Origin of the sequence: Paraburkholderia translucens (genome assembly GCF_020881035.1) — a bacterium.
Classification (GTDB): Bacteria; Pseudomonadota; Gammaproteobacteria; order Burkholderiales; family Burkholderiaceae; genus Paraburkholderia; species Paraburkholderia translucens.
In genome coordinates this window covers 352,402-373,530 of record NZ_JAJITC010000006.1, presented here as the reverse complement: position 1 = coordinate 373,530, position 21,129 = coordinate 352,402, and the positions used below count along the sequence as shown (strand labels likewise).

Genomic DNA, 21,129 nt, shown 5'->3' with positions numbered 1-21,129 from the left:
TCTACTTGAAATAGCTGTGAACGACTTCGACGAGTTGTTCTGTCGCGCTGCCGCCGTGCTCATCGCCGTTGTCCGCATCGACAAGGTGGTTCCTGATGTGGTCTTCCAGCACGACTGCCAGCAGACCGTTCATCGCGCCACGACAACTGGTGATTCGCTGCAGCACATCCGAGCAGCCGTGTTCTTCCTCGAGCGCCCGTTCGATGGCTTCGACCTGCCCCTTAATGCGCCGAACCCGATTAAGAAGCTTCTGCTTTTCATGAATCGTGTGACTCATCGCCCCTCCAAAATACCCCGTAGGGGTATATCAACACGCGGAGTATATCATAGGGGGTGGGGGTATTTGCTGTTGAGCCAAACCAGCGGTACTGGCGTCGTCGTACGCGAAGTGCATTGTTAGTTCGTCGACCATCGACGGCTTGCTCGAGGGATGACGTCACTTACCTCGCTGATGCAGCCGCGCTGGTTCTTCTTATCTCGGTGGTTCAATAGATGAGGGGTGGAGCGATAGCGTTGCGGCCAGCACCGAGCGGCAGCACGAGACGAATCGGAGAGAGGGGAGGGAAGGAAAGAAGCGGCGTGCGTCGGGCAAAAAAGTGGGCCGCTCTGCAGTGACCCGAATGCGTGGACTTCTGAATGTACGCACGCAATCTTAAGAAGATCTTAAGCGTTACGATATTGGGTTATCCGTAATGTTCGTTGGCGCACAGGCCGATTTGCGTGTGAATACTTTGTTCGCGAGCGAGCCGGAAGTTTCGACCGCAAGAAAGAAAGCGCGGCGCGTCGCGCAAGACATTAATTACCGAACACGCTATTTTCAGCGTGGAATTTTTGACGATCCACTGCCTGCAAGCGCCAGAAACCGCTAGTCGCTTTGTGGGTTCGCAGGGCAGTCCATGCGGCGGCGCCTTGCGCGGCGCTCACTTGCTCCTTGCGATCGACGTGAAGACCGCGCAGCGTACACAGCGGCGCGTCGGCGCTCGGAGCGCACAGCGTGGTAACGCCGTTCTCGTCGCGCAGTTCGCCCCACGGGGGCAGGTCGATCCCTTGATGCGCTTCTCGCGACCACCGATGTTCATCGGTATCGAGCCAGAGCACGGCGTAGTCATGGCTTACGGTGGGATCGGAACCGTTGATCAGAATGGTCAGTCGCATATCAGTTCCGTAATTTGCGAAGTGCCTTATCAGTCTAGGCGGCGCTGCGCTTAATGCAAGTCAAAGGCATGACGCATGAGCGATGAAATATCCGCGCAACGGCGTGGCGAGGGATGGCAGCATGCTGCATCGGTCCAACGCGCATCGCGAGCCGCGATGATTCGACGCGGCCGGCAGGCGCTCAAGCGAGATCGAGTGAAGCGGTCAGATCGCCGAGCGGCGCGAGTCCGTTGCTGGCGAACGCCTTGTCGCGCGCGACCACGCCATCGAGCGGCGCGAGACCATGCACGCGGCTAATGAATCGCAGAATCGAGTTGGTGTCATACACGGTGTGATCGACATAACCCTTTTTCGCGAGCGGCGAGATCACGAGCGCGGGAACCCGTGAGCCCGGACCCCAGCGATCGCCGACCGGCGGCGCGACGTGATCCCACCAGCCGCCGTTTTCGTCGACGGTGACGATTACGACGGTGTTCTGCCATTGCGGCCCGCGCTGAATGTGCTCCATTACCGTCGCGATATGCAGGTCGCCCGATGCAACGTCGGCGTAGCCCGCATGCATGTTCAGATCGCCTTGCGGCTTGTAGAACGTGACGGTCGGCAAACGTCCCGCATCGATGTCGGCGATCAGACGATTGGTCGACGCATCATTGCCCATGCCGCCGTCGCGCAGATAGCGGCGGCGCGCGGCAGTGCCCGGCGCGTAATTGGCAAAGTAGTTGAACGGCTGATGGTGGTACTGGAAGTCCGGCATCGCCCCTGTATCGCGATGATCGAGCGCGAATTGCCACGCGCCGCTGTACCACGCCCAGTCGATACCCTTGCCGGTCAGCCGTTCGCCGATCGTTGCGTAACGCAGCGGCGGCATCACGCGCGGGTCCGACGGATCCGCGAAGGCTGGGTCGCCGCCTTCGGCCGGACGCACGCTGCTCGGCTGATACGGCGGCGCCATCGTGTTGACCGCGTAGCCGTCGGCGGTGAAAGCGCCGTCATTGACGAACTTCGGCGGACCGTCGAGCGCCGATGCGGGCGAATTGGGCGCAAGCTTCAAACGGATGCCGGTCGGATCGTCGCCCTCCACGACCGACACCATCTTTTTTGCCGGGCTGTTGTGGATGTCGGGATAGTACGGCGCCTGGGCCGAAATCAGGAAAATGTGGTTCAGCCATGAGCCACCGAAAGCGGCCATGAAGAAGTTGTCGCACAGCGTGTACTGCTGCGCGAGATTCCATAGACGAAGCGTGTCGGCGGAATTGCGGTAGTGCCCCATCACGAGCCCGCCGGAGTCCCCCCATGCCGCGAACTGGTCGTTGCGCCCCGCGTTGATCTGCATCTGGTTCTGATAGAAGCGATGCACGAGGTCGCGCGTGATCACCCCGGTGGGCAGCGGCGCGCCGTGCGCATCGACGATGCGGAACGGCTGGTTGCGCAGATGGTCGAGATCCTTTTCGCCAATCATGTAGCGCTTGCCGTCCACTTCCTGCGCCTTCGGCACGAGTCCGCCCCAGATCGCGGGCAGCCGCGGCAGCGGCGTCTTGCCGTCGCGATCGAGCTGGATGTAGCGCTCGGCCGTGACCGCGTCGAGCGGATGCTGGACGCCCGGGAAGTTGCCGAAAAGGTTCGCGAAGCTGCGATTCTCCGCGTAAATCACCACGATGTTCTTCACCTGATCGTGCAGCGCAGCGTCGAGCCGCAAGTCGGCGGCGCTACGCGGCGAGCCGTTGCTCGCGACTCCCTCGCCCGTCTTGCAGCCGGTCAACGCGAGGCCGAGGCCGACGGCCGCGAGACCGGTCAGGACGCGGCGGCGTTCGGGATCGTCGGGAGCGTCGTTGGCGTTGTCGATCGAATCGGGGTTGTCCAGTTTCGGCGGCAGGTGAGGATCGTGGTCGGTCATCGGCGGGTTCCGAAGGTGACGTGACGCTCGCATCGGCGCCGCTCGGAGCGGCGCGCGCGGGACACCGGTTATGGGTCCGCCAGGGCCGGCTGGCCTCGCGGTTTTACGGCAGCCGGCGTTTCACGCGCCAGCTGTGATGCGTGGCATCGACGGCCAATAGTAGCCAATGCCGTGCGTCGATCGGATGACGCTTTCGCGTCGCATAGCGATCGACGGTCAATTCGAGTTCGTCATGCGCGCGCCGATGACAGGTGGCGTGTGCGCCCGAGCCATCCGCAAACTCGACGCGCGCCTCGGCGGGGTGTGGCGCCCCGGCCGCTTCGGGCAGGTCCGCGATACGCACCACGCAGCCCGGATAAAGATGCGAGTCGGCAACCTGAATCTGGATCGCGTTGGGCATGGCGTGGCCTCCATACGCTTGGTCGGCGCGAGCGCGCGGCCGGGATTCTCCAAGGCCGCTGGACCGGATCAAAGCATAGCACCGCGTGTCCGATTTGCCGCATGCGTCGCGCTATCACCACGAGTTGGACGCCATGAACCGCATCAAAGCGGCAGCCACGATGACAAAGGGAGAGCAGTCAAGGATAGGGCGCAGGCCGGCCCAACCCGGCGGGGCAGCCGCCTCCGCTGCACTGCAAGAACCTGCGCAACCGCACCGGGGTAGCGTGCCTTTCTCTGGCGAAGCGCCTCGCGTCACAGCGCCTTGCGATACACGACGAACCCGGACCTGTCCGCGACCTTGTCGTAAAGCTGCATCGCGGTGTGATTGGTCTCGTGCGTCTGCCAGTAGACGCGTTGCGCACCGTCGGCTTTGGCGCGCGCATAGACCGCCTCGATCAGCGCGCGGCCGACGCCCTTGCCACGCTCGCTATCGAGCGTGTACAGGTCTTGCAGATAGCAGATCGGTCCCGCCATCGTCGTGTGGCGGTGATACAGGAAGTGCACGATGCCTTGCAATTGGCCGGCGCGTTCCGCGACGAACGCATGCATCGGCTCGTAGCCGTCGAAAAAACGGTTCCACGTGATCTGCGTGATTTCGCGTGGCAACGCGGTCTCACCCGAGCGGCCGTAAAACGCGTTGTACGCGTCCCATAGCGGTAACCATGCACCGAAATCGTCACGGGTGATGGCGCGAATCTGCAGCGGGGCGGACATATGGGCGGCTCCTTCGATAATTCGTGGAACCGCCAGCATAGAAAATTTGTGACGCGATTGTTAGCTCCACCCGATGCGCGAAATCTGGAGCCAGGGGCGCGTGCGACGGGGCGGTGACCGGGGGCATCACCGGGTAGTGTGAAGTCAGTGCTTGTGATGAAGTTTGTGGCGAAGCTCGTTGCGGACCTTCTTCGCGGCGAACAGCGGCACATAGTCGAACACGCGCGCCCCGTGCCGGAATTCCGCGAGGGTGTCGGCGTACATGCGGGAAACCGTTTCGGTCGGCGTGCCGGTTTCTTCGGCGATGCTGCGGACTACTTCGTCTACATTCGGCTCGGGCTGCGACATAAGGGTCTCTCCGGATAAGGCGGCGGGCTGGATGAACAGAACGCGGACGGCAGGAGTTCATTACAGGATGCGAAGCGCGAGCGCGCCAATAGAATCGACCTATCGCACAAGTCGTTTCACTGAGATTTTTTTCTTGCGCCGGGGAAGGCGGCCATATGATGGGGCCGCGCGGAAAATCAACGGGCAGCGCGGTGGTAAATACCCGGAAAGTGCGCAGCGGGTAAGCGAACGACGGCTCTAGTGCTCAACCTTCTGCGCCACATGCGCGATCCGGTCGCGCACTATGCCGATCGCCTGCTTCAGTGCGTAAACGTCCTGAAAGTAGCGATACGGAATGCGGATCTGGCTCGCGTGCGCGTCGATGCTTTCGATTTCCTCCCTCCATTGCGCGATCTGCGCACGAGACGGCTTGGAGTTCTTCCACACTTCGTCCTCGAGCGCCTTGAGCTCGCGATACCACACCACGAACCGTTTCTTCATACGTGCTTCGAGCATGCGCGGCAGCGCCTGCACGAGGCCGATCAGCAGCGCGAGGAACGGCACCAGGATCAGCAGTCGCCGTTCGATCAGACTCGCGAGCCAGAACGGCAGGTAGCGATACAGAAACGGCCGGCCCGATTTGAAGTAACGCACGCTTTCGTCGGAGATCGGGAATTCTTCAGTGTTCAGGTTCGGGAACGTGCCGAGCGGCGTGAAGTAGTCCTCGCCGCCGTGCACCGTGCGCGCCGCGTCGAGTAGCAGATAGACCAACGCGGGATGCAGCGTGTCCTTCGAAACCAGTAGCGCCGTCGCGGCGAGCAGCGTGACGTCGCGGCGCGGCAGATCGTCGGCCAGGCTCGTCGATGCGCGCGGCAAGACGATCTTCGACAGCGAGGGGAATTTTTGCGCCAATGCATCGGCTTGCGCGAAGTTCATCAGCTTCAGGTTGCTGGTGAGCAGCGTACGTTGCATGTCGGCGTCGGGCCGGCCGATGAAAAACGCCGCGTCGATCTGACCGTTTTCGAGTCCTTGATAAGCGGCGTGCGCGTCCATCTGCAGCAGCGTCGCGTTCTGAGCCGTTATGCCGCTATCGCCGAGCAACACCTGCGAGACGTGGAGCAGTCCGCTGCCCGGCACGCCAATCGAAATACGCTTGCCGCGCAGTTGCGAAAGCCGGTCGATCGTCGCATCGCCGCGATAGAACACCCAGATCGGTTCGTACGACACGGCCGCGATGGTTTGCAAATTGTCGGTGTCTTTCGGGGAGGTCGTGCCCGACTGGATGAAGCCGACTTCATACGGGCTGTCAGGGTCCGCAAGCCGCTGATAATTCTCGACCGAGCCCGACGAACGCCGGATGTCGAGCTTGATGCCCTCGCGTTTGAGCAGCGGCGCATAGCGATCGGCAAAGCCGCGATAGATGCCGCCGTCCGCGCCGGAGGTCATGACGATCGTGCGCTGAAACGCGGGCTGGAGCACGAGCGCGAGCATCCAGCCGAAGGCGGCGACGAGCACGATCGCGCCGACGATCAGAAGACGCCGGCGCCGTCGCGTCATCGGAGTTCTCAGGCTGCGGTGCAGCGCGGGGTTACGTCTCGGCATCGTTACCCGGGTTTGATCAGGTCCGGCCTTGGTGAGTAGCGGGATCGACTCGGTCTTTCGTTCCTGAACTTTACGATATCAGGAAGATTTATTCGATAGCGAGACATACGCATCGGATATGCGCAGCGAGTTCTACTACAGGCGCTGGCGTGCTTCCAATCCTGTCATCGGGACACAGGTCGGTTGGCCCTGATGTCGAAGATTGCTGTAACCACGCCGTTGGTGCCGCCGTGGGTATTTTGGACTATGTATTCCTGCTTGACCTTGGCGAACGAGAGGTGAACCTGTTCGTGTTGCGCGGTCATCTCTACGCCCGTGATGAATACTCGCTCATGGTGAGCCTGAGGAAGTCCAGGGGGCTGCCACCGGCCTTGCGCATGGTAAGTACCGCTGTCGAAACGTGCTTGCCGGTAAACCTCGATTTCGTTGGGGTGTGCCGCGTCCTGCGACTCGCCTGTAATCCCGTCGATTTTTATGAAGACGTCATTTGACACCAAGGCGGCTCCTCCTTCTAAATAAAAGCACAGACCCACCCCATGTGATGCCCCAGCACAGCAGGAAACTGAGCGCGAGCAGTAACGTAACCGCGGCGTCCTCCTCGCCCTCCACACCGACCGCGCCAGCGAAGTTGAAGATGGGGCGAAGCCTTTCCGACGTGGACTCGCTGCCAACCCAGCGCGCGAGCGGGTCGATCGTCGACAATGCAAGGCAGACTGGAACGGTCCGCACAAGGGACGCAGAGATCCGGAGGATATTTTTCATTGCACAAGTACCGTACCGTAGTACTTCAGTGTCGTGCCAGGTATCGTCCTGGTTGGATGCGACAGCAAAAACGCGCGTAAGCGATCGAACTGGGACTGGTCGGTGACCGTGATGCATCCTTCACTTTCTCCCCAGCGACCGTTCGGATGCAGGCGAAAGTTGCCTCGCTTCAGGCCATTGATAAATGTCCAGTCGTCAATCACGCCATCATTTGATTCTCTCCAGTGTCTGTCGAGGGGAGATCATTTGCTTCTTGCATATCCGCGAAATAGCGCATCTTTCCTGCTTCTCCTCTGCCATTAAACGGGACTCGTTGCACGCTCTAATGAGCCTTGTCCATAAAAACAAGCAATACTCAGTTTTGCGATAATGGCGTTCGGCTTACAAAATAGTTCGGATGGGAATTCAACTTCTCGGGAGCGAGAAACAGACTCTTACGTCGTGCGGCGCTACACAACCACCCCCACCTCACCCTCCAGCTCCCGCGCAATAAAATCGACAAACGCGCGAATACGATTCGACATCTGATGTCGCGGCGAATACACGGCGAAGATGTCCGCGTTCGGTGTGTCGTGATCGGGCAGCAACCGGACGAGCGATCCATCCGCGAGATACTGCCTGATGTCCCACTCGGCGCGCATCAGGATGCCGTGTCCTTCGAGCGCCCACTTGACGGCGATCTCGCCGTCGTTGGTGGTCAGCGAGCCCTTGATGCGCACTGCCTCCGTTTTGCGCGCGGCGCCACGTCCCGAAGTCAGTCGCCACACACCGTACGCTTCGTCGCCCTGACGGATGCCGATGCAGTTGTGGCGCGTCAGATCGTGCGCCGTGAGCGGTATGCCGTGCGCCGCTAGATACGACGGCGCCGCGCACAGCAGGCGCCGGTTTGGCGCAAGACGGCGCGCGACCACGCGCGTGTCCGGCGGCTCGCCGAAGCGGATGCAGACGTCGAAGCTGTCGTCGGTGAGCGGCGGCGCCGTGACCGACAGCTGCAGTTGAACCGACACCAGCGGATATCGCGCGACGAAGCGCGAGATCGCCGGTCCGACATGACTGCGTCCGAAGCCGAGCGTTGCGGTCACGCGCAGCAAACCTTTCGGCGTCTTCTTCGCCGAGCCGAGGAGTTCGGCCAGCTCGCCGATCTCGTCGAGAATCCGCCGCGCATGTTCGAGGTATAGCTCGCCTTCGGGCGTCAGCGTCATGCGGCGCGTCGTGCGGTTCACGAGCGCGACGCCCGCGCGCTGCTCCATCTGCGTGAGGCGCTTGCTGACGGCGGCTGCCGTCAACCCCAGTTCGCGCGCGGCCGCGCTCAGGCTGCCGCTTGCGGCGAGCGTCGAGAAGAAGCTCAGATCGGCCGGCTGGACGGTGTCGCGCATCGCCTGTTCAGCACCTTTGTATTTGTGAATGCAAGTTAAAGATGCTTTGAGTTTAGCACCGGTTTTTAGCTGTGCGATCGCGCTAGAGTGCCTTCAAGTCTTTCACAAGGCACAGGACGGAGACATGAAAACCTATCGCATCGCGACTATCCCCGGCGACGGCATCGGCAAGGAGGTCGTGCCGGCCGGCGCGCAGGTGCTCGACGCGCTCGCGACGACCACGCGCGCCTTCGCGTTCGAGATCGAGAACTTCGACTGGGGCGGCGACTACTATCGCCAGCACGGCACGATGATGCCGGCAAACGGGCTCGACGCGATCCGCGACAAGGACGCGATTCTGTTCGGCTCGGCGGGCGACAAGGACATTCCCGATCACATCACGCTGTGGGGTCTGCGGCTGAAGATCTGCCAGGGCTTCGATCAATACGCGAACGTGCGTCCGACGCGCATCCTGCCGGGCATCGATGCGCCTCTGAAGTACTGCAAGCCGGAGGACCTGAACTGGGTGATCGTCCGCGAAAACTCGGAGGGCGAGTATTCGGGCGTCGGCGGGCGCGTGCATCAGGGCCATCCGATCGAAGCCGCGACCGATGTGTCGATCCTCACGCGCGCCGGCGTCGAGCGCATCATGCGCTTCGCGTTCCGCCTCGCGCAGTCGCGTCCGCGCAAGCTGTTGACCGTGATCACGAAGAGCAACGCCCAGCGTCACGCGATGGTGATGTGGGACGAGATCGCGCTCGAAATCTCGAAGGAGTTTCCGGACGTCACGTGGGACAAGGAACTCGTCGATGCGGCGACGGCGCGCATGGTCAATCGTCCCGCGACGCTCGACACGATCGTCGCCACCAACCTGCACGCCGATATTCTCAGCGACCTTGCGGCCGCGCTGGCGGGCAGCCTTGGCATCGCGCCGACCGGCAACATCGATCCGGAGCGCCGCTATCCGTCGATGTTCGAGCCGATCCACGGCTCCGCGTTCGACATCATGGGCAAGGGCCTCGCGAATCCACTCGGCACGTTCTGGTCAGTCGTGATGCTGCTCGAACACCTCGGCGAATTCGACGCGGCCAGGCGCGTGATGCAGGCTGTCGAAGCGGTCACCGCGAACAAGACGCTGCATACGCGCGACCTCGGCGGCACGGCCACGACCGCGCAGGTGACGGCGGCCGTTTGCGCGTTCATCGAACAGGCGGCGTCACCCGCGGCGAACGCGGCTTGAGTTTCCGCTGCCGCGCGCCGCAGGAAGAGACAATGACTTCGGAACTCGAAAGCCGGGTGTGCCGCAAGCTGATACCGCGGATCGTCCCGTTCGTCATGCTGCTGTACTTCGTGAGCTTTCTCGATCGCGTGAATGCGGGCTAACGATCTGGATTTGAGAAGAGGACGCACGTTTGAACGAGAGACCGTGGTGGCTCGTTCTACAATGCAAGAGTAGGGAAATGGAAGTCAATTCTGTGTCAACGGCGAGTACTGCCGAATCAAGGACACGGAGCGGAACGATCCCACGATGAAATGAGGCGGCGCAACACGCGCTGAAACGCCCCAGGACAAGCGGGAAAAACAGGAAAGGAGGAGTAGATGACGAAGCGAGTGATTGTGACCGGCGGCAGCGGCATGGCCGGAAAATGGGTGGTCCAGAACCTGGTCGAACACGGTTACGAGGTGATGAATCTCGATCGGGTACCCATGGCAGCGCGCACGGCGCGCACGTTGATTACGGACATCACCGATGCGGGCCAGGTATTCAATGCGCTGGCATCGAGCACGGCGCCGGGAGAATTCGTCGACGACCTCGAACCAAAGCCGATCGACGCGATCGTGCATTTTGCGGCGATCCCTCGCATCATGATCACGCCCGACAACGAGGTCTACCGGATCAACGTGATGGGCACGTACAACATCCTCGACGCAGCGTCGAAGCTTGGCATCCGCAAGGTGATCGTGGCATCGAGCGAAACCACATACGGCATGGTGTTCGCGCACCGGGATCGCAGTCCAGAGTACTTCCCGCTCGACGAGGAATACCCGGTGAACCCAATGGACAGCTATGCAACCTCGAAGGTCATCAACGAAGTGACGGCGAAGGCGTTCCACACGCGCACCGGCTCTGACATTTACTGCTTTCGTATTGGCAACGTGCTCGAACCCAGCGACTACGCGAAGTTTCCGGCGTGGCTCGAGGACCCAGCACTGCGCAAGAGGATTGCGTGGAGCTATATCGACGGCCGCGATCTCGCGAGCGCATGCCGGCTCGCCATCGAAAAGGACGGCCTCGGTTTTCAGGTCATGAACGTCGCGGCCGACGACGTGTCGTCCGACGTACCCACCGCGGAACTGCTCCGACGCTACTACCCCGGCGTGCCGCTCAAAAAGCAACTAGGCGAGTTCGAAACCCTGCTCAGCAACGAGAAGCTCAAGCGTCTGCTTGGGTGGAAACAGCAACACTACTGGCGCGACGAGGCGAAAAGGATCGTCGAGTAGGCATGGCGGCCCAGCCCGCTTCGGTCGCGGGCCTTCTTGAGATTCAACGGGTGACTCTGTGTGATGAGAGATCAACGAATCGCGGCAACAGGTTTTGGTCTGCCAAGCGGATTTCGATATCGTCCGCATTCTTCCTGCGCAATTCATCGATCGCATCTTTTCTGACCGCGCCTCCGCTGAAAGCCGGAAATCGCTGAGCATCGGCAATGCCGCTTCCACCTAAAAACCAATCTCTAGCCAGCTTTGCGTCCTTGCGCAAAAAAGGTCAATTACATGCCTCAGACGTCGAAGGTGAAATCAAAGTCTGCGTTTGGCAAATTTGCACTATCTCGATGCTTTGAAGTTAAGTACATTTGATCCTTACGGCTGACAAACGAAGGGGACGCTCAGTGTCCAGTACTTGCCTCACGACAAGGACTACGGATCGACCTTGCCACCCTCGATCACGAAATGCTTTGCATCGGGATTCGAGGGGAATAGGCGCCAGTCCTCATCATCAGGCATTGCATCCGCAAGAATGACCAGTCGCATATCTCTCGCCAGCGAAATGACTGCATTGCCGTTCTCGCCCGCCTCGATACCCAAGACAGCCGTTGGACCATGTGACACGAGGAGATCACGGATTCGTCGTGTTGTCGCTCTTGTACTCTCTTCAGATGCTGCGAAGTCCGAGTAAGACGCAACGATCGCGTGTCCCTGCTCGATGCGCCAGTCACACTGAATATGCAGCGCCCAATCGCCCAGATACTTGATGGTGCCTCTGCTGGTCCTTACCTCCCGAAGCGGCCCGAATTGTAGCGTAAGCATGTCAGCTGCGTGTGCCACTCCACTGACGTCAAGTCCGATCAAGGCGGAAAGGTGACGTCCTACCTGCTCTTTCGTATCGATGATTCCAATTTGTCTCCAAACAGCTCCAAGGCGCGCTCCATCATGCCGTGATACTCAAGATCGTCCTGCTGGATATCATATGAAGCCGGCGTGCCTGATCCTTGTTCAGTCCAAGCGCTTTGACTACCGCCTTAAATTGCTTGTTCTGCGCCTGATTGTTACCGGGCCGACCATCGGCGCCGGCGAACTGCATCGCGCCGCCGTCCGCCATGTCGGGCCGAAAGGCGAACGGCAGTGCATTGCCGAGATTCTGCGACACGCGCGGGCCGTTACCATAAAGCGCGTTTGCCATGGTCGCGCCGTCCTCTTGTTGTGCGCGCTCGCGGCAGGATGGCATTCTTGCACCCCTGAACTCACCGGATACGGAGACGAGATGGCAACGCACGATGCTTCGCAGACGCTCGATCCCTCGGACTACATTGCGCACCATCTGCAGAACTTTTCAATGTCGTCATCGGGGGTGCCGCACGCGGGCGAGTTTCTAGGGAGCCCTTATGCGCTGGTGCTGGCAGCAGTGTTGTTCGTTGTGCTGGTGGGCGTCGCGGCGCTGAGGGACAGGGGGGCTTTGTTCAGCGTCGGACGCGAAATAAGTTTCGGGCGACGCCTGTATGTGTGGTGGTCGTGCGCATGGCGTCAGTGGCTCGCGGGTACGCTGCTTTTCATCGTGGCGGTCGTGGCGTTTCACTTTCTGGCGCCGCGCACAGCAGTGCCGTTGATGAAATTTTCGGAGCATCTGATTACACCCGAAGTCGTGGGGAGTTCACCGGCATGGTCGGAGGTGATTGCGGCAATGCCGGCGATCGTGGCGGCTGTGATCTACCTGCTGGTGAGTTTGCCGGTTGCGGGATATATGGTGCGTAGCGGGTTGGTGGCGCATGCCTTTCCTCACCCTGAACGTTTCGGAGTCTGGCACGCCCTGATGCTAGGGCTCACGACGTATGCCTGGGAGGTGCCCGGAAGCCTCGCGATTGCCGATGTTCCGATTTCGCTGCCCGATCATGCGGCGGATGTGCTGCGCGCGATCTTGGTCGTGGCGTGGGGCATGTATGTTGTTCTGCCGAGGCAGGTTAGGAGAGTGGAGAGATTGGCGCCGGAGCGAGTGGGGGCCGGCGAAGCCCGCGACAACACTTGACGCCGGACCCGCGCTACGTCACCGCGCGCAATACAAACGTATCGTCCGCGCGCCGCTTGATACCAGCGCCCAAAGGGCGGCTCTCCCGATTGAGCGTTTCTTCCAGCCATTGAATGCCTTCCTGAGGCGCCCGGTTGATACGGAAGCGCCGTGTCTGCGTCGGTGTCATCGACAGTTCGAGCAGCTTGCCCGTACCGGGATCGAGGGCGGGGAAATACATCAGCGCGAGGTCGCCGCGATACGATTCTTCACCGGTGATGCCTTCATAGTCGTTGATGAAGTCGCCGGCGCCGTACAGGATGAGCTTGTCCCGATACACTTCGATACCCTTCACGTGATGCGATGAGTGCCCGTGTACGACATCTGCCGCTGCCGAATCGATGAGGCCGTGCGCGAAACGTCGCTGCGACACGGGTATGTCGAAATCGAAGTTCGCCCCCCAATGGATCGAGACGACGACAACATCGGCAGGGCGCCTGACCGTCTCCACCTGTGCCGCGATCGCGCGCACGCAGTCGGCGGACAGATTCTTTAGCCGGTTCACGCCAGCCCGGCCCCGGACGGCAGCCCAGTCCTCATTCACACCACTGCTTTCCGTCGCAAACGCAAAGATCAGTACTCTGCCACCGCCTGCCAGGTCGATCATGGCAGGGCTCGCCGCCTCGATCTCGTTTGGCCCTGCGCCCGCCGTATGAATAGCGGCGGCTTGCAGGGTATCCAGGGTTTCGGTCAACCCACGATAGCCCCAGTCGAGCACGTGATTGTTCGCGAGCGCGCAGCAGTCGATTTTCGCAGCGCTCAGCACGGATACGTTGTCGGGATGCATGCGGTAGTGGATGCCCTTCCCCGGCCATGCGTCCTCGCTGCACGTGACAGCGGTCTCCAGATTGACGATGCGTGCGTCAGGACTCACCCGCTCCAGTTCGTGCAGCGCATCGCCCCACACGTAGTCGAATGTGACACGCTCCGGCAAGGGGCCGGATCTTGCCTCGGCAAGCGTCACATAGTCTCTCGCCGACCGCACGCAGGGCTCGAAAAGATGGGGCCGGTTGGGATGCGCCATGATCTGATCGATACCACGCCCCAACATCACGTCCCCGCACAGAAACAGCGTGATGCGGTTCATGCGTCGGACCAAAGCAATTCCTGGTGCCGCCAGTAGCCGGATATCCCGGCAGCGCCGCTCCGGCGCGTGGATGGCGTTTGATTGCGAACTAGCGTCCCACGCGCGACGCTTTCAGCATAGTTCGCTGGCATTTCCGCGTCCAGGCAGGCGATCCGTACAGTGGCGCTGCGCGTGTCGTCTTCTTTCGTCACGCTTGCGAATCGGACGGCGGTCCGCCATCACTTCGCCGTCGCGAAGCCAGGTTTTACAATCGGAACCTGTCCCGCGCAGGGCGACGCTTCGCCAGGCTTTGCCCCCGCCAGAGCGCTGGCCTGGAAGGCGGTACAGAACTGGAACGGAGGCTATCCGATGCTCGCACTCTTTACCGATTTCGGCGCCGATGACATCTATGTCGGACAGGTACGTGTCGCTTTGCTGCGACATGCGGCAGCCGGCACGCCCATCATCGACGTACTGCATACAGCCCCAAACTACAACGCGCAGGCAGGCGCGCATCTGCTCGCGGCAGTTGCGCCGTGGTATCCGTCAGATAGTGTCTTTCTGGCCGTGGTAGATCCCGGCGTGGGTAGCGAACGTGATGCCGTCGTCCTGGAAGCCGACGGGCAACGGTTCGTCGGGCCGGACAACGGACTGCTCTCGGTCGTGGCGGCCCGCGCGGCGCGCACTCGCACCTGGCGGATTGTCTGGCGTCCCCCCGCGCTCTCCGCCTCTTTTCATGGTCGCGACCTGTTCGCCCCGATGGCAGCATGGGTCAGCCGGGGCGAAGGCCCTGACGACAAGCTCGTCGAGACGACAGGCTTGCGAGTACAGCTGGATGCGGGTGATCTCGCCGAGGTCATCTACATAGACCACTACGGCAATGCACTGACGGGGCTGCGGGCCGGAGCGGTGCCGAGGACTGCACGGCTGAGGGTCGCGGACGCCGACGTCGAATATGCCCGGGTCTTTTCCGACGCAATGGCGGGTCAAGCCTTCTGGTACGAAAACTCGATCGGGCTCGTCGAGATCGCCGTGAATCGCGGCAGCGCGGCGGCGCAGCTTGGCCTACGTACCGGAGTTTCCGTTCAAGTGAAGGTGGATCACCGGCCGTGATTCGCTCCGCCGCGTCTTCGACCCGCTCGTGCCCAGCCAGATCATGCCGGACAATCCGGCGCGTCGGCGCGCAGACCGGCCGCGCTGCATCGACCTATAATGTTTTATCGGGTGTATGGGCGGATGAACGTTCCGGGGTAGGGCCATGATCAATGCGGATCTTGGGGAACAGCTCGAGGACTATGTCGCGAAGTTGGTCGAGTCGGGCCGCTACGGCTCGGAGAGCGAGGTCCTGCGCGAAGGCGTGAAGCTCATTCAGGATCGCGAAATGCAACTCAACGCGCTGGATGCGGTGATCGAGCGCGGCATTGCCGATTCGGAGGCAGGGCGGGGCAAGCCCGCCGGAGATGTGTTCGACCGGCTTGACGCAAAGTATCGTGCGTTAGCGAGCACCAGGCAATGATTGTCCAGATTCTTCCTGACGCTGAAGCCGACCTCGAGGCGATCGGCGACTACATGGCCCGCGACAACCCCCGTCGTGCGCTGGGCTTCATGCGCGAGTTGCGCGAAAAGTGCACGCGGCTTGCCGATATTTGCTTCGCATTCCCGCTGGTGCCGCGCTACGAAGACCGCGGCGTGCGTCACCGGGTTTATGGCGGTCACCAGATTTTCTACCGTGTCGTTGGCGAGCCTCCCGCTCGCGTCGACGTCATTCACGTCCTGCACAGCGCGCGCAACTACGCCGCAATCCTTTTTCCCTGAATTCGCTTGAGCCATCCGAAGCCTTATTGGCGGATGTGGCGGTGTTGTTCAAACGCGGTCTGGCATGACACGCAGCGGACCGTGTAGGGCGCGGCGGCAAGCCGCTCATAGCCGATTGGGTCCCCGCATTCGACGCAAGCCCCATAGAGGCCCGCGGTGATGCGTGCCAGCGCGCCGTCGATCCGCTGCAGTTCGTCGCGGTCGTGCCGCGCGAGCGCAGCGCGCAACTCGTCACCGGCTTTGCGCGACGCGGTCTCGTCGGGATGCGACTCGGGGCCCAGCGCTTCGGGAGGCCGGGCTCCGGCAAGATCTCCGTATTCGCCGTATAGCGCCGCCAGTAATTCGCGGCGGCGCTCGCGGAGCCTGTGGTCCAGGAGGGCGAGTTCGGAAGAGGTGAGGGTGATCATGGACAGGCTCGATGTGTTCTCGATGTGTTTTATAACGCCTCGCACAACGGTGACATCGCGCGGGGTTGTCGTCGGATGGAACGCGCCGCAGTAGGTGTTTAACTCACCCGCTTTTTAGGCAGATCATGTTTGACGGGCATACATCAAGTATAGGTTTTACAAACGCTCCGATGGTTCGGGGCAGTTCATCCTCGTGAACTTGGCATTCAGCGCATCGGCGACCGCAGCCGCCGCCCGCACCGTTCACATTGCGAAACTCAGGGCCTTGAGCGAACAGCATTTCGACAATTCCCGGGTATTCTTCAATGAACGCCAGGGCTACATCCAATTCTTCTGCTTTTCACTGCGAAGGTCTCGGAACCCAAAGGAGAAAGCATGAACATAAATGGTGCGAGCGGAATAATCGGCGCAATGTTGGCCGCGGCCATCGCGAGTTGCGTCGTTCGTGCGAACGCGCAAACAGGCGTCGGCGCGGCGGCCGACGCCGCTCCGCGAGCGGTGCCGGTTTCGACCACGCCGCCCGGAACCAGGCCGGATACGTCGGTGATTCGAGACGTTCGCCGTGCCCTCAGGCGCGTGCCGGACATGGACGATTCGGGAATTCACATCAGGGCGCACCTCGGCGTCGTCACGCTGACAGGAGAGGTACCCGAGAGCTGGCAGATCTCCCGCGCTGGCAACGCTGCAAGGTCCGTGCTCGGAGTCAGGGCAGTGACGAACAGATTGACGGTGCGAGAGGAAGACGGCGAGCATTGAGCACCGTCTCGCGTTGTCGGTCGGATAGGCTCACAGTTCAAATGCGGCCGGTGCCTCGAACGGCGGAATCTGGGCCGGGAGCGCCCCGGCGCGCGCTCCACGTCATAGCCGTGTCCGCCTAGCTGTCGCGCAGCACGTCTTCATTGGCGCTGCTGTAGAGCGGCGCAGTCTTCCCGCCGGCAATGCTGTTACCAATGGCTTCCAGATCGAGCGAAGGGTCTTTCGCAAGCAACACGTAGGCAAGCCGATTCGCGCGCCACGTGACCGTCTTCATTTGACCAACCTGACTCGAGCGCACCGGCGCGTCGCGTTCGTTTTCCTCGATCACGCACAGGGCGACCGGATCTCCGCGCTCCGGCAGATATACCATCTGAATGAGCGGGTGGTCGTGGTAATTCAGGCGCTGCACGCGCTTGAATTTCAGGCCCACCTCATGCAGATCGGGAACTTCGACCGGCATGCCGTCGCGCTGATGGATATCGGCCATCACCTGTTCGGTACTGGCTTTGTCTTCCCGGACATTGGCGACCGTGTCGCGTCCGTAGAGCACCTGATAGTCCGCCACGCTCTGCACCCACGGGTCGACACCCGACCTCAACGGATTGATACCGCCGAAATATCCAGTGAGCACGCCCGAGCAGATCGCACCGGCGACGAAGGCGGCCACCGCCCACTGCATCGGAATACGCCGGCCGCCGCGCGGCGCACTGCGCTCCTGCGGCGTGCTGACGCTCACGAGCTCTTCGATGCGGCGCTTGAGGCTTTCAGGCACGGGCGGTACCGTCTGCCGGTCATACGCGGCCCGGTACGGCAGGACCGACGCCTGCAGCGCCGCGGCCCGCGCCGCCAGGTCGTCCGAGTGCGCGATCGCCGCTTCGATCTCCGCGCGCTGCTCCGGCGAAAGCTCGCCGTCCACATAGGACATCAGCAGCGAATCATCGATATTCATAAGGATTCTCCTTTTCTTATCCCCGCAGACGCCTGCACGCTAAATTTCTGACCGATCGTCAGCCGCGCGCGCGACAGCCGGCTCATTACCGTCCCGATCGGCACGTCGAGCACCTCGGCCGCCTCGCGGTAGCTCAAGCCTTCGATCGCCACCAGCACCATCACGACGCGCTGCGCTTCGGGCAGCGCCTCGACGGCGTCGATCACCTGCCGATGCAGCAGATCGAGCTCCGGATTGTGCGCCGCAGGATCGGCAAACGATTCGATTTCCTCATCCTGCCAATCCATGCTGCCGCGGTTGCGAATCGAGCGAGCGCGCAGCTCGTTCATCCATGTCGAATGCAGGATCGAGAAGAGCCAGCTGAGCGCCGATGTGCCCGGCTGAAGCTGACTGCGCCGCTCCAACGCACGTACACACGCCCTTTGGACGAGATCCTCGGCGTCGTGCGGATTTTGCGTCAGTCGCAGCGCGAACCGCCATAGCCGCGGCAGTAACGTCGGCAGGACGGTCGTCAGGTCGTCGTCGTTCATCGGGGCAGCTCCTGGAATGGGCGCGCTCATGATTGACAACACTCCAGACGCGAATCTATTCCACGAATTTTTCGGGTTTTTTTGCGGAATAAGCCGCCGAAGGTGGCTGTTTTCGGGTCACGGAACCCGCAACGCAGCGCACTTGAACGACCGAATAGGAGACAGATCATGGAAGCCCTCCTCGACCGCGCCCGGCAGGCAGGCATGGCGGTCATGCTGGACGCGTGCATCGGACGCGAACGTTTTCATAGCATAGCTGGCTCGACGGTCACACTCGAACGATTTGCGCAGCTTTGCGAAACACCGGCGGTAAATCGCGACACGCTCGCGAACTGGGCCGCACTTTGCGAACGCGGCGACTTGCCGGCCGTGGCGGCGGCGATCAAGCGGGCGCTCGACGAATGAGCCGGCACATGATTCCGCGCTGATGCGTGACGACGAAATACGCATCGAAGCAGTATGGAAACTTAGTCGAACGAAGTAATGCGGGTAATCAACGGAAAGCTCGCAAACCACGCTTCGCAATCCAACGCGACGCGAATTTACCAGTGCCGCAAGGTGCGCATTTTTTGGAGACTGACATGGCTGTAGATATGTTTCTCAAGCTGGGCGACATCAAGGGTGAATCACAGGCGGCGGGTCACACCGACGAGATCGAGGTGCTGAGCTGGTCGTGGGGATGCTCGCAGACCGGTACGACGCACAGCGGCACGGGTGGTGGCACCGGCACCGCATCGGTGCAGGATCTCACGATCACCAAGTATGTCGACAAGAGTTCGCCCACGATCGTGCAGTCGTGCTGTCAGGGCGTGCACATGCCGGAGGCCGTGCTCACGCTACGCAAGGCAGGCGGTAAGGACCCGGTCGAGTATCTGAAGATCACGCTCAAGGAAGTGCTCATCAGCCGCCACTCGGTGGGCTCCGGCGGTTCGGATCAGGTTGCCGAGAACGTCACGCTGAACTTCGCGCAATTCAACATGGAATATCAGCCGCAGGACAACAACGGGGCCAAGAAGGGCGGCGTGGTGAGCGGCAAATGGAACATTCCGAAGAACACGGCGAGTTGAGTCGTGACTCCGGACCCGGCGCCAGCTCGCGTTCAGCGTCCCCGCCGCGGTAATAGCCCGCCTCCCGTTCAATGCCCTTCGCGGACATCGCCATGAACCACGCAGATATCGCAGTCTGGCTTACCGCCCTCACGCCGGAATCTCCGTGCGGTGAGGACGAAGAGTACAGCCCTGAGTTTCGGGCGCTGGAACAGGCGGTCGCCGGTAAGCCCGACGCCGAGTATGGCGGCACGTTCATCGCAGCGACGCCGCCCGACTGGGCGCTCGCGCGCTCGCTTTCGATGACCCTGCTCGGACGCACGCGTGATTTGCGCGTGGCGGTGTTCTACACGCGTTCGAGCATGGCGCGTGAGGGCTTCGCGGGGCTCGCATGCGGCCTCGCGCTGATCGAAGGGCTGCTCGAACAGCACTGGAGCGCCGTGCATCCGCAACTGGATGCAAGCGACGGCGACGACCCGACAGCGCGGGTCAACGCGCTGTCGGAACTCGTCGACCGCACGGGGCTCCTGGGTGAACTGCGCGACGTGCCTTTCGTCGTGCCGCATGGACAGCGCGGTTTTGCGCTGCGCGATCTCGACGTGCTGGCAGGGGAGGCGCCGCTTGGCGAAGGCGACGAGATGCCGACGCTCGCGGCCATCGATGCGGCGTTCGCGCAAGCGGGCATCGACGCAGGAAGAGCGATGTGCGAAGTGCTCTCGTCGGCGCGGGCCTCGCTCGCGAAGATCGAGAACACGCTGACCGGGCGCGTGGGGCCGGCGCGCGCACTGGACTTCGGACCGCTCGCGAGGCTTCTCGGACGCATCGGGGAGTTCGTGGCGGCGCGCATCGCGGTGCTCGATCCGGATACGGGGGGAGGGGGAAGTGCGATGGAGACCAGCAGCAGTGAAGAGGGTGCGGGTTCCGCTTTGGCGACGCAGCGCGCCGCCGCGGCGGGACCCGCCACGCCCCGGCGCATCGCGAGCGCGCGCGACGTGAGCGATGCGCTCGATGCGATCTGCGCCTACTACGCCGAGTGTGAACCATCGAGCCCGTTGCCGGTGTTGCTGCAGCGCGCCCGGAGGCTGGTCGGCAAGAGCTTCATGGAAATCATCGAGGACGTCGCGCCGGACGGCGCGCATCAATTCAGGCATCTGGGCGGGGTCGTCTGACCGGACTCAGGCAACAGCAAAGGAGTGGACATCGTGGCCAAGGAAAGCAGTCAGAAATTCATCGCGCGCAATCGTGCGCCGCGTGTGCAGATCGAATACGACGTCGAAGTCTACGGTTCGGAGAAGAAGGTCAATCTGCCCTTCGTGATGGGTGTGCTGGCGGACCTGTCGGGACAACCCGCAGAGCCGCTCGCACCGGCCGCCGAACGGAAGTTTCTCGAGATCGACGTGGACAACTTCGACGATCGTCTCAAGTCGATGAAGCCGCGCGTCGCGGTGCAGGTGCCGAACACGCTGACGGGCGACGGCAACGTCGCGGTCGATCTGACCTTCGAGAGCATGGACGACTTCACGCCCGCCGCGATCGCCCGCAAGGTCGAGCCACTGCGGCAACTGCTGGAAGCGCGGACTCAACTGGCCAACCTGCTGACCTACATGGACGGCAAGACCGGCGCCGAAGCGCTGATCGCCCGCCTGCTGGAAGAGCCCGCGTTGATGAAAGCGCTCGCCGCGCAGCCGCGCGCCGACGCGCCGTCCGACGATACGTCCAACCCCGTGCCAACTACCGGAGCATGACGCA

Annotated in this window: 27 protein-coding genes and 2 pseudogenes; 11 read left to right on the top strand and 18 right to left on the bottom strand. The window is 61.9% G+C overall.

The genetic code is table 11. The annotated features are described in order from the left end of the window. Window position 1: 1 nt before the first annotated feature. The 10 genes and pseudogenes from LJ655_RS13985 to LJ655_RS13940 form a co-directional block, all read right to left on the bottom strand. A complete protein-coding gene (locus tag LJ655_RS13985; protein WP_230561826.1) occupies window positions 2-277 on the bottom strand; it encodes a metal/formaldehyde-sensitive transcriptional repressor in 276 nt (91 codons plus the stop codon). A 518-nt stretch (window positions 278-795) separates the two neighbouring features. Further along, window positions 796-1,155, bottom strand: a complete 360-nt coding sequence (locus tag LJ655_RS13980; RefSeq protein ID WP_230561825.1) for a DUF3564 domain-containing protein — start codon at window positions 1,153-1,155, stop codon at window positions 796-798. A 181-nt stretch (window positions 1,156-1,336) separates the two neighbouring features. Continuing rightward, the gene (locus LJ655_RS13975; RefSeq protein ID WP_230561824.1) at window positions 1,337-3,049 is read right to left on the bottom strand and encodes an acid phosphatase; all 1,713 of its coding nucleotides are present in this window, start codon (window positions 3,047-3,049) and stop codon (window positions 1,337-1,339) included. A 103-nt stretch (window positions 3,050-3,152) separates the two neighbouring features. Next, the gene (locus LJ655_RS13970) at window positions 3,153-3,449 is read right to left on the bottom strand and encodes a hypothetical protein (protein WP_230561823.1); all 297 of its coding nucleotides are present in this window, start codon (window positions 3,447-3,449) and stop codon (window positions 3,153-3,155) included. 293 nt (window positions 3,450-3,742) lie between these two features. Then, the gene (locus LJ655_RS13965; protein WP_230561822.1) at window positions 3,743-4,204 is read right to left on the bottom strand and encodes a GNAT family N-acetyltransferase; all 462 of its coding nucleotides are present in this window, start codon (window positions 4,202-4,204) and stop codon (window positions 3,743-3,745) included. Between the two features lie 144 nt (window positions 4,205-4,348). After that, window positions 4,349-4,552: a DUF3562 domain-containing protein gene (locus tag LJ655_RS13960; RefSeq protein ID WP_230561821.1), complete on the bottom strand. Its 204-nt coding sequence runs from the start codon at window positions 4,550-4,552 to the stop codon at window positions 4,349-4,351. A 237-nt stretch (window positions 4,553-4,789) separates the two neighbouring features. Then, window positions 4,790-6,088, bottom strand: a complete 1,299-nt coding sequence (locus tag LJ655_RS13955; RefSeq protein ID WP_230561820.1) for a TAXI family TRAP transporter solute-binding subunit — start codon at window positions 6,086-6,088, stop codon at window positions 4,790-4,792. Between the two features lie 209 nt (window positions 6,089-6,297). Continuing rightward, window positions 6,298-6,627 (bottom strand): annotated as a pseudogene (locus tag LJ655_RS13950) (Hcp family type VI secretion system effector). A gap of 264 nt (window positions 6,628-6,891) precedes the next feature. Next, a pseudogene (locus tag LJ655_RS13945) lies at window positions 6,892-7,107 on the bottom strand (tlde1 domain-containing protein); the annotation flags it as partial. Window positions 7,108-7,344: 237 nt separating this feature from the next. After that, complete coding sequence (locus LJ655_RS13940; RefSeq protein ID WP_230561819.1) at window positions 7,345-8,271, bottom strand: LysR family transcriptional regulator; 927 nt, start codon at window positions 8,269-8,271, stop codon at window positions 7,345-7,347. 124 nt (window positions 8,272-8,395) lie between these two features. On the opposite strand from LJ655_RS13940, the gene LJ655_RS13935 reads away from it, so the two are divergent. Continuing rightward, the gene (locus LJ655_RS13935; protein WP_230561818.1) at window positions 8,396-9,490 is read left to right on the top strand and encodes a tartrate dehydrogenase; all 1,095 of its coding nucleotides are present in this window, start codon (window positions 8,396-8,398) and stop codon (window positions 9,488-9,490) included. A gap of 359 nt (window positions 9,491-9,849) precedes the next feature. After that, complete coding sequence (locus LJ655_RS13930; protein WP_230561817.1) at window positions 9,850-10,752, top strand: NAD-dependent epimerase/dehydratase family protein; 903 nt, start codon at window positions 9,850-9,852, stop codon at window positions 10,750-10,752. 43 nt (window positions 10,753-10,795) lie between these two features. On the opposite strand, the gene LJ655_RS13925 is transcribed toward LJ655_RS13930, so the two are convergent. The 3 genes from LJ655_RS13925 to LJ655_RS13915 all read right to left on the bottom strand — a co-directional run bounded on the left by LJ655_RS13925 (window position 10,796) and on the right by LJ655_RS13915 (window position 11,932). Continuing rightward, on the bottom strand, window positions 10,796-11,011 hold the full coding sequence (locus LJ655_RS13925) for a hypothetical protein (RefSeq protein WP_230561816.1): 216 nt from the start codon (window positions 11,009-11,011) through the stop codon (window positions 10,796-10,798). Between the two features lie 158 nt (window positions 11,012-11,169). Continuing rightward, window positions 11,170-11,559, bottom strand: a complete 390-nt coding sequence (locus LJ655_RS13920; protein ID WP_230561815.1) for a hypothetical protein — start codon at window positions 11,557-11,559, stop codon at window positions 11,170-11,172. A gap of 121 nt (window positions 11,560-11,680) precedes the next feature. Beyond that, the gene (locus LJ655_RS13915; protein WP_230561814.1) at window positions 11,681-11,932 is read right to left on the bottom strand and encodes a hypothetical protein; all 252 of its coding nucleotides are present in this window, start codon (window positions 11,930-11,932) and stop codon (window positions 11,681-11,683) included. Window positions 11,933-12,013: 81 nt separating this feature from the next. Between LJ655_RS13915 and LJ655_RS13910 the strand changes: the two genes are divergently transcribed. Beyond that, on the top strand, window positions 12,014-12,772 hold the full coding sequence (locus LJ655_RS13910) for a hypothetical protein (RefSeq protein ID WP_230561813.1): 759 nt from the start codon (window positions 12,014-12,016) through the stop codon (window positions 12,770-12,772). A 13-nt stretch (window positions 12,773-12,785) separates the two neighbouring features. Here the strand turns inward: LJ655_RS13910 and LJ655_RS13905 are convergent, their stop codons facing one another. Next, window positions 12,786-13,898, bottom strand: a complete 1,113-nt coding sequence (locus tag LJ655_RS13905; protein ID WP_230561812.1) for a CapA family protein — start codon at window positions 13,896-13,898, stop codon at window positions 12,786-12,788. A 159-nt stretch (window positions 13,899-14,057) separates the two neighbouring features. Between LJ655_RS13905 and LJ655_RS13900 the strand changes: the two genes are divergently transcribed. The 3 genes from LJ655_RS13900 to LJ655_RS13890 all read left to right on the top strand — a co-directional run bounded on the left by LJ655_RS13900 (window position 14,058) and on the right by LJ655_RS13890 (window position 15,692). After that, complete coding sequence (locus LJ655_RS13900) at window positions 14,058-14,990, top strand: SAM hydrolase/SAM-dependent halogenase family protein (protein ID WP_230561811.1); 933 nt, start codon at window positions 14,058-14,060, stop codon at window positions 14,988-14,990. Between the two features lie 145 nt (window positions 14,991-15,135). Beyond that, entirely contained in the window at window positions 15,136-15,393 is a 258-nt protein-coding gene (locus tag LJ655_RS13895) for a type II toxin-antitoxin system ParD family antitoxin (RefSeq protein WP_230561810.1), read from the top strand. A 53-nt stretch (window positions 15,394-15,446) separates the two neighbouring features. Further along, the gene (locus LJ655_RS13890) at window positions 15,447-15,692 is read left to right on the top strand and encodes a type II toxin-antitoxin system RelE/ParE family toxin (protein WP_425605804.1); all 246 of its coding nucleotides are present in this window, start codon (window positions 15,447-15,449) and stop codon (window positions 15,690-15,692) included. A gap of 23 nt (window positions 15,693-15,715) precedes the next feature. On the opposite strand, the gene LJ655_RS13885 is transcribed toward LJ655_RS13890, so the two are convergent. Both LJ655_RS13885 and LJ655_RS13880 read right to left on the bottom strand, forming a co-directional pair. Next, entirely contained in the window at window positions 15,716-16,099 is a 384-nt protein-coding gene (locus tag LJ655_RS13885) for a TraR/DksA family transcriptional regulator (protein ID WP_230561808.1), read from the bottom strand. 302 nt (window positions 16,100-16,401) lie between these two features. Then, window positions 16,402-16,686 (bottom strand): hypothetical protein, encoded by a 285-nt coding sequence (locus tag LJ655_RS13880; protein WP_230561924.1) that lies wholly within the window; start codon window positions 16,684-16,686, stop codon window positions 16,402-16,404. On the opposite strand from LJ655_RS13880, the gene LJ655_RS13875 reads away from it, so the two are divergent. Beyond that, on the top strand, window positions 16,685-16,855 hold the full coding sequence (locus LJ655_RS13875; RefSeq protein WP_230561918.1) for a BON domain-containing protein: 171 nt from the start codon (window positions 16,685-16,687) through the stop codon (window positions 16,853-16,855). The genes LJ655_RS13880 and LJ655_RS13875 overlap by 2 nt on opposite strands. Before the next feature lie 118 nt (window positions 16,856-16,973). Here LJ655_RS13875 and LJ655_RS13870 read toward each other — a convergent pair whose 3' ends face one another. After that, complete coding sequence (locus LJ655_RS13870) at window positions 16,974-17,804, bottom strand: zf-HC2 domain-containing protein (RefSeq protein ID WP_230561807.1); 831 nt, start codon at window positions 17,802-17,804, stop codon at window positions 16,974-16,976. Beyond that, complete coding sequence (locus LJ655_RS13865) at window positions 17,801-18,334, bottom strand: RNA polymerase sigma factor (protein ID WP_230561806.1); 534 nt, start codon at window positions 18,332-18,334, stop codon at window positions 17,801-17,803. The genes LJ655_RS13870 and LJ655_RS13865 overlap by 4 nt, the downstream gene beginning before the upstream one ends. A gap of 168 nt (window positions 18,335-18,502) precedes the next feature. On the opposite strand from LJ655_RS13865, the gene LJ655_RS13860 reads away from it, so the two are divergent. The 4 genes from LJ655_RS13860 to tssB all read left to right on the top strand — a co-directional run bounded on the left by LJ655_RS13860 (window position 18,503) and on the right by tssB (window position 21,125). Next, window positions 18,503-18,739, top strand: coding sequence for a hypothetical protein (locus LJ655_RS13860; protein ID WP_230561805.1), 237 nt, complete (start codon window positions 18,503-18,505; stop codon window positions 18,737-18,739). Between the two features lie 176 nt (window positions 18,740-18,915). Then, window positions 18,916-19,401 carry an Hcp family type VI secretion system effector gene (locus tag LJ655_RS13855; protein WP_230561804.1) on the top strand — a complete coding sequence of 162 codons (486 nt, stop codon included), beginning with the start codon at window positions 18,916-18,918 and terminating at the stop codon, window positions 19,399-19,401. A 92-nt stretch (window positions 19,402-19,493) separates the two neighbouring features. After that, window positions 19,494-20,549: a type VI secretion system protein TssA gene (gene tssA / locus LJ655_RS13850; protein WP_230561803.1), complete on the top strand. Its 1,056-nt coding sequence runs from the start codon at window positions 19,494-19,496 to the stop codon at window positions 20,547-20,549. Between the two features lie 33 nt (window positions 20,550-20,582). Further along, window positions 20,583-21,125, top strand: a complete 543-nt coding sequence (gene tssB / locus LJ655_RS13845; RefSeq protein ID WP_230561802.1) for a type VI secretion system contractile sheath small subunit — start codon at window positions 20,583-20,585, stop codon at window positions 21,123-21,125. The last annotated feature ends 4 nt before the right edge of the window (window positions 21,126-21,129 follow it).

Excerpts from the sequence above, each read along its gene's own strand:
- LJ655_RS13905 (WP_230561812.1), bottom strand. The coding sequence starts at position 13,898 with ATGAACCGCATCACGCTGTTTCTGTGCGGGGACGTGATGTTGGGGCGT.
- LJ655_RS13935 (WP_230561818.1), top strand. The coding sequence starts at position 8,396 with ATGAAAACCTATCGCATCGCGACTATCCCCGGCGACGGCATCGGCAAG.
- LJ655_RS13975 (WP_230561824.1), bottom strand. The coding sequence starts at position 3,049 with ATGACCGACCACGATCCTCACCTGCCGCCGAAACTGGACAACCCCGAT.
- LJ655_RS13930 (WP_230561817.1), top strand. The coding sequence starts at position 9,850 with ATGACGAAGCGAGTGATTGTGACCGGCGGCAGCGGCATGGCCGGAAAA.
- LJ655_RS13880 (WP_230561924.1), bottom strand. The coding sequence starts at position 16,686 with ATGTCCGGCACGCGCCTGAGGGCACGGCGAACGTCTCGAATCACCGAC.
- LJ655_RS13920 (WP_230561815.1), bottom strand. The coding sequence starts at position 11,559 with ATGCTTACGCTACAATTCGGGCCGCTTCGGGAGGTAAGGACCAGCAGA.
- LJ655_RS13910 (WP_230561813.1), top strand. The coding sequence starts at position 12,014 with ATGGCAACGCACGATGCTTCGCAGACGCTCGATCCCTCGGACTACATT.
- LJ655_RS13970 (WP_230561823.1), bottom strand. The coding sequence starts at position 3,449 with ATGCCCAACGCGATCCAGATTCAGGTTGCCGACTCGCATCTTTATCCG.
- tssA (WP_230561803.1), top strand. The coding sequence starts at position 19,494 with ATGAACCACGCAGATATCGCAGTCTGGCTTACCGCCCTCACGCCGGAA.
- LJ655_RS13940 (WP_230561819.1), bottom strand. The coding sequence starts at position 8,271 with ATGCGCGACACCGTCCAGCCGGCCGATCTGAGCTTCTTCTCGACGCTC.
- LJ655_RS13875 (WP_230561918.1), top strand. The coding sequence starts at position 16,685 with ATGGACGATTCGGGAATTCACATCAGGGCGCACCTCGGCGTCGTCACG.
- LJ655_RS13860 (WP_230561805.1), top strand. The coding sequence starts at position 18,503 with ATGGAAGCCCTCCTCGACCGCGCCCGGCAGGCAGGCATGGCGGTCATG.
- LJ655_RS13955 (WP_230561820.1), bottom strand. The coding sequence starts at position 6,088 with ATGACGCGACGGCGCCGGCGTCTTCTGATCGTCGGCGCGATCGTGCTC.
- LJ655_RS13965 (WP_230561822.1), bottom strand. The coding sequence starts at position 4,204 with ATGTCCGCCCCGCTGCAGATTCGCGCCATCACCCGTGACGATTTCGGT.
- LJ655_RS13870 (WP_230561807.1), bottom strand. The coding sequence starts at position 17,804 with ATGAATATCGATGATTCGCTGCTGATGTCCTATGTGGACGGCGAGCTT.
- LJ655_RS13980 (WP_230561825.1), bottom strand. The coding sequence starts at position 1,155 with ATGCGACTGACCATTCTGATCAACGGTTCCGATCCCACCGTAAGCCAT.
- LJ655_RS13885 (WP_230561808.1), bottom strand. The coding sequence starts at position 16,099 with ATGATCACCCTCACCTCTTCCGAACTCGCCCTCCTGGACCACAGGCTC.
- LJ655_RS13855 (WP_230561804.1), top strand. The coding sequence starts at position 18,916 with ATGGCTGTAGATATGTTTCTCAAGCTGGGCGACATCAAGGGTGAATCA.
- LJ655_RS13895 (WP_230561810.1), top strand. The coding sequence starts at position 15,136 with ATGATCAATGCGGATCTTGGGGAACAGCTCGAGGACTATGTCGCGAAG.
- LJ655_RS13890 (WP_425605804.1), top strand. The coding sequence starts at position 15,447 with ATGGCCCGCGACAACCCCCGTCGTGCGCTGGGCTTCATGCGCGAGTTG.
- LJ655_RS13960 (WP_230561821.1), bottom strand. The coding sequence starts at position 4,552 with ATGTCGCAGCCCGAGCCGAATGTAGACGAAGTAGTCCGCAGCATCGCC.
- LJ655_RS13985 (WP_230561826.1), bottom strand. The coding sequence starts at position 277 with ATGAGTCACACGATTCATGAAAAGCAGAAGCTTCTTAATCGGGTTCGG.
- LJ655_RS13865 (WP_230561806.1), bottom strand. The coding sequence starts at position 18,334 with ATGAACGACGACGACCTGACGACCGTCCTGCCGACGTTACTGCCGCGG.
- LJ655_RS13915 (WP_230561814.1), bottom strand. The coding sequence starts at position 11,932 with ATGGCAAACGCGCTTTATGGTAACGGCCCGCGCGTGTCGCAGAATCTC.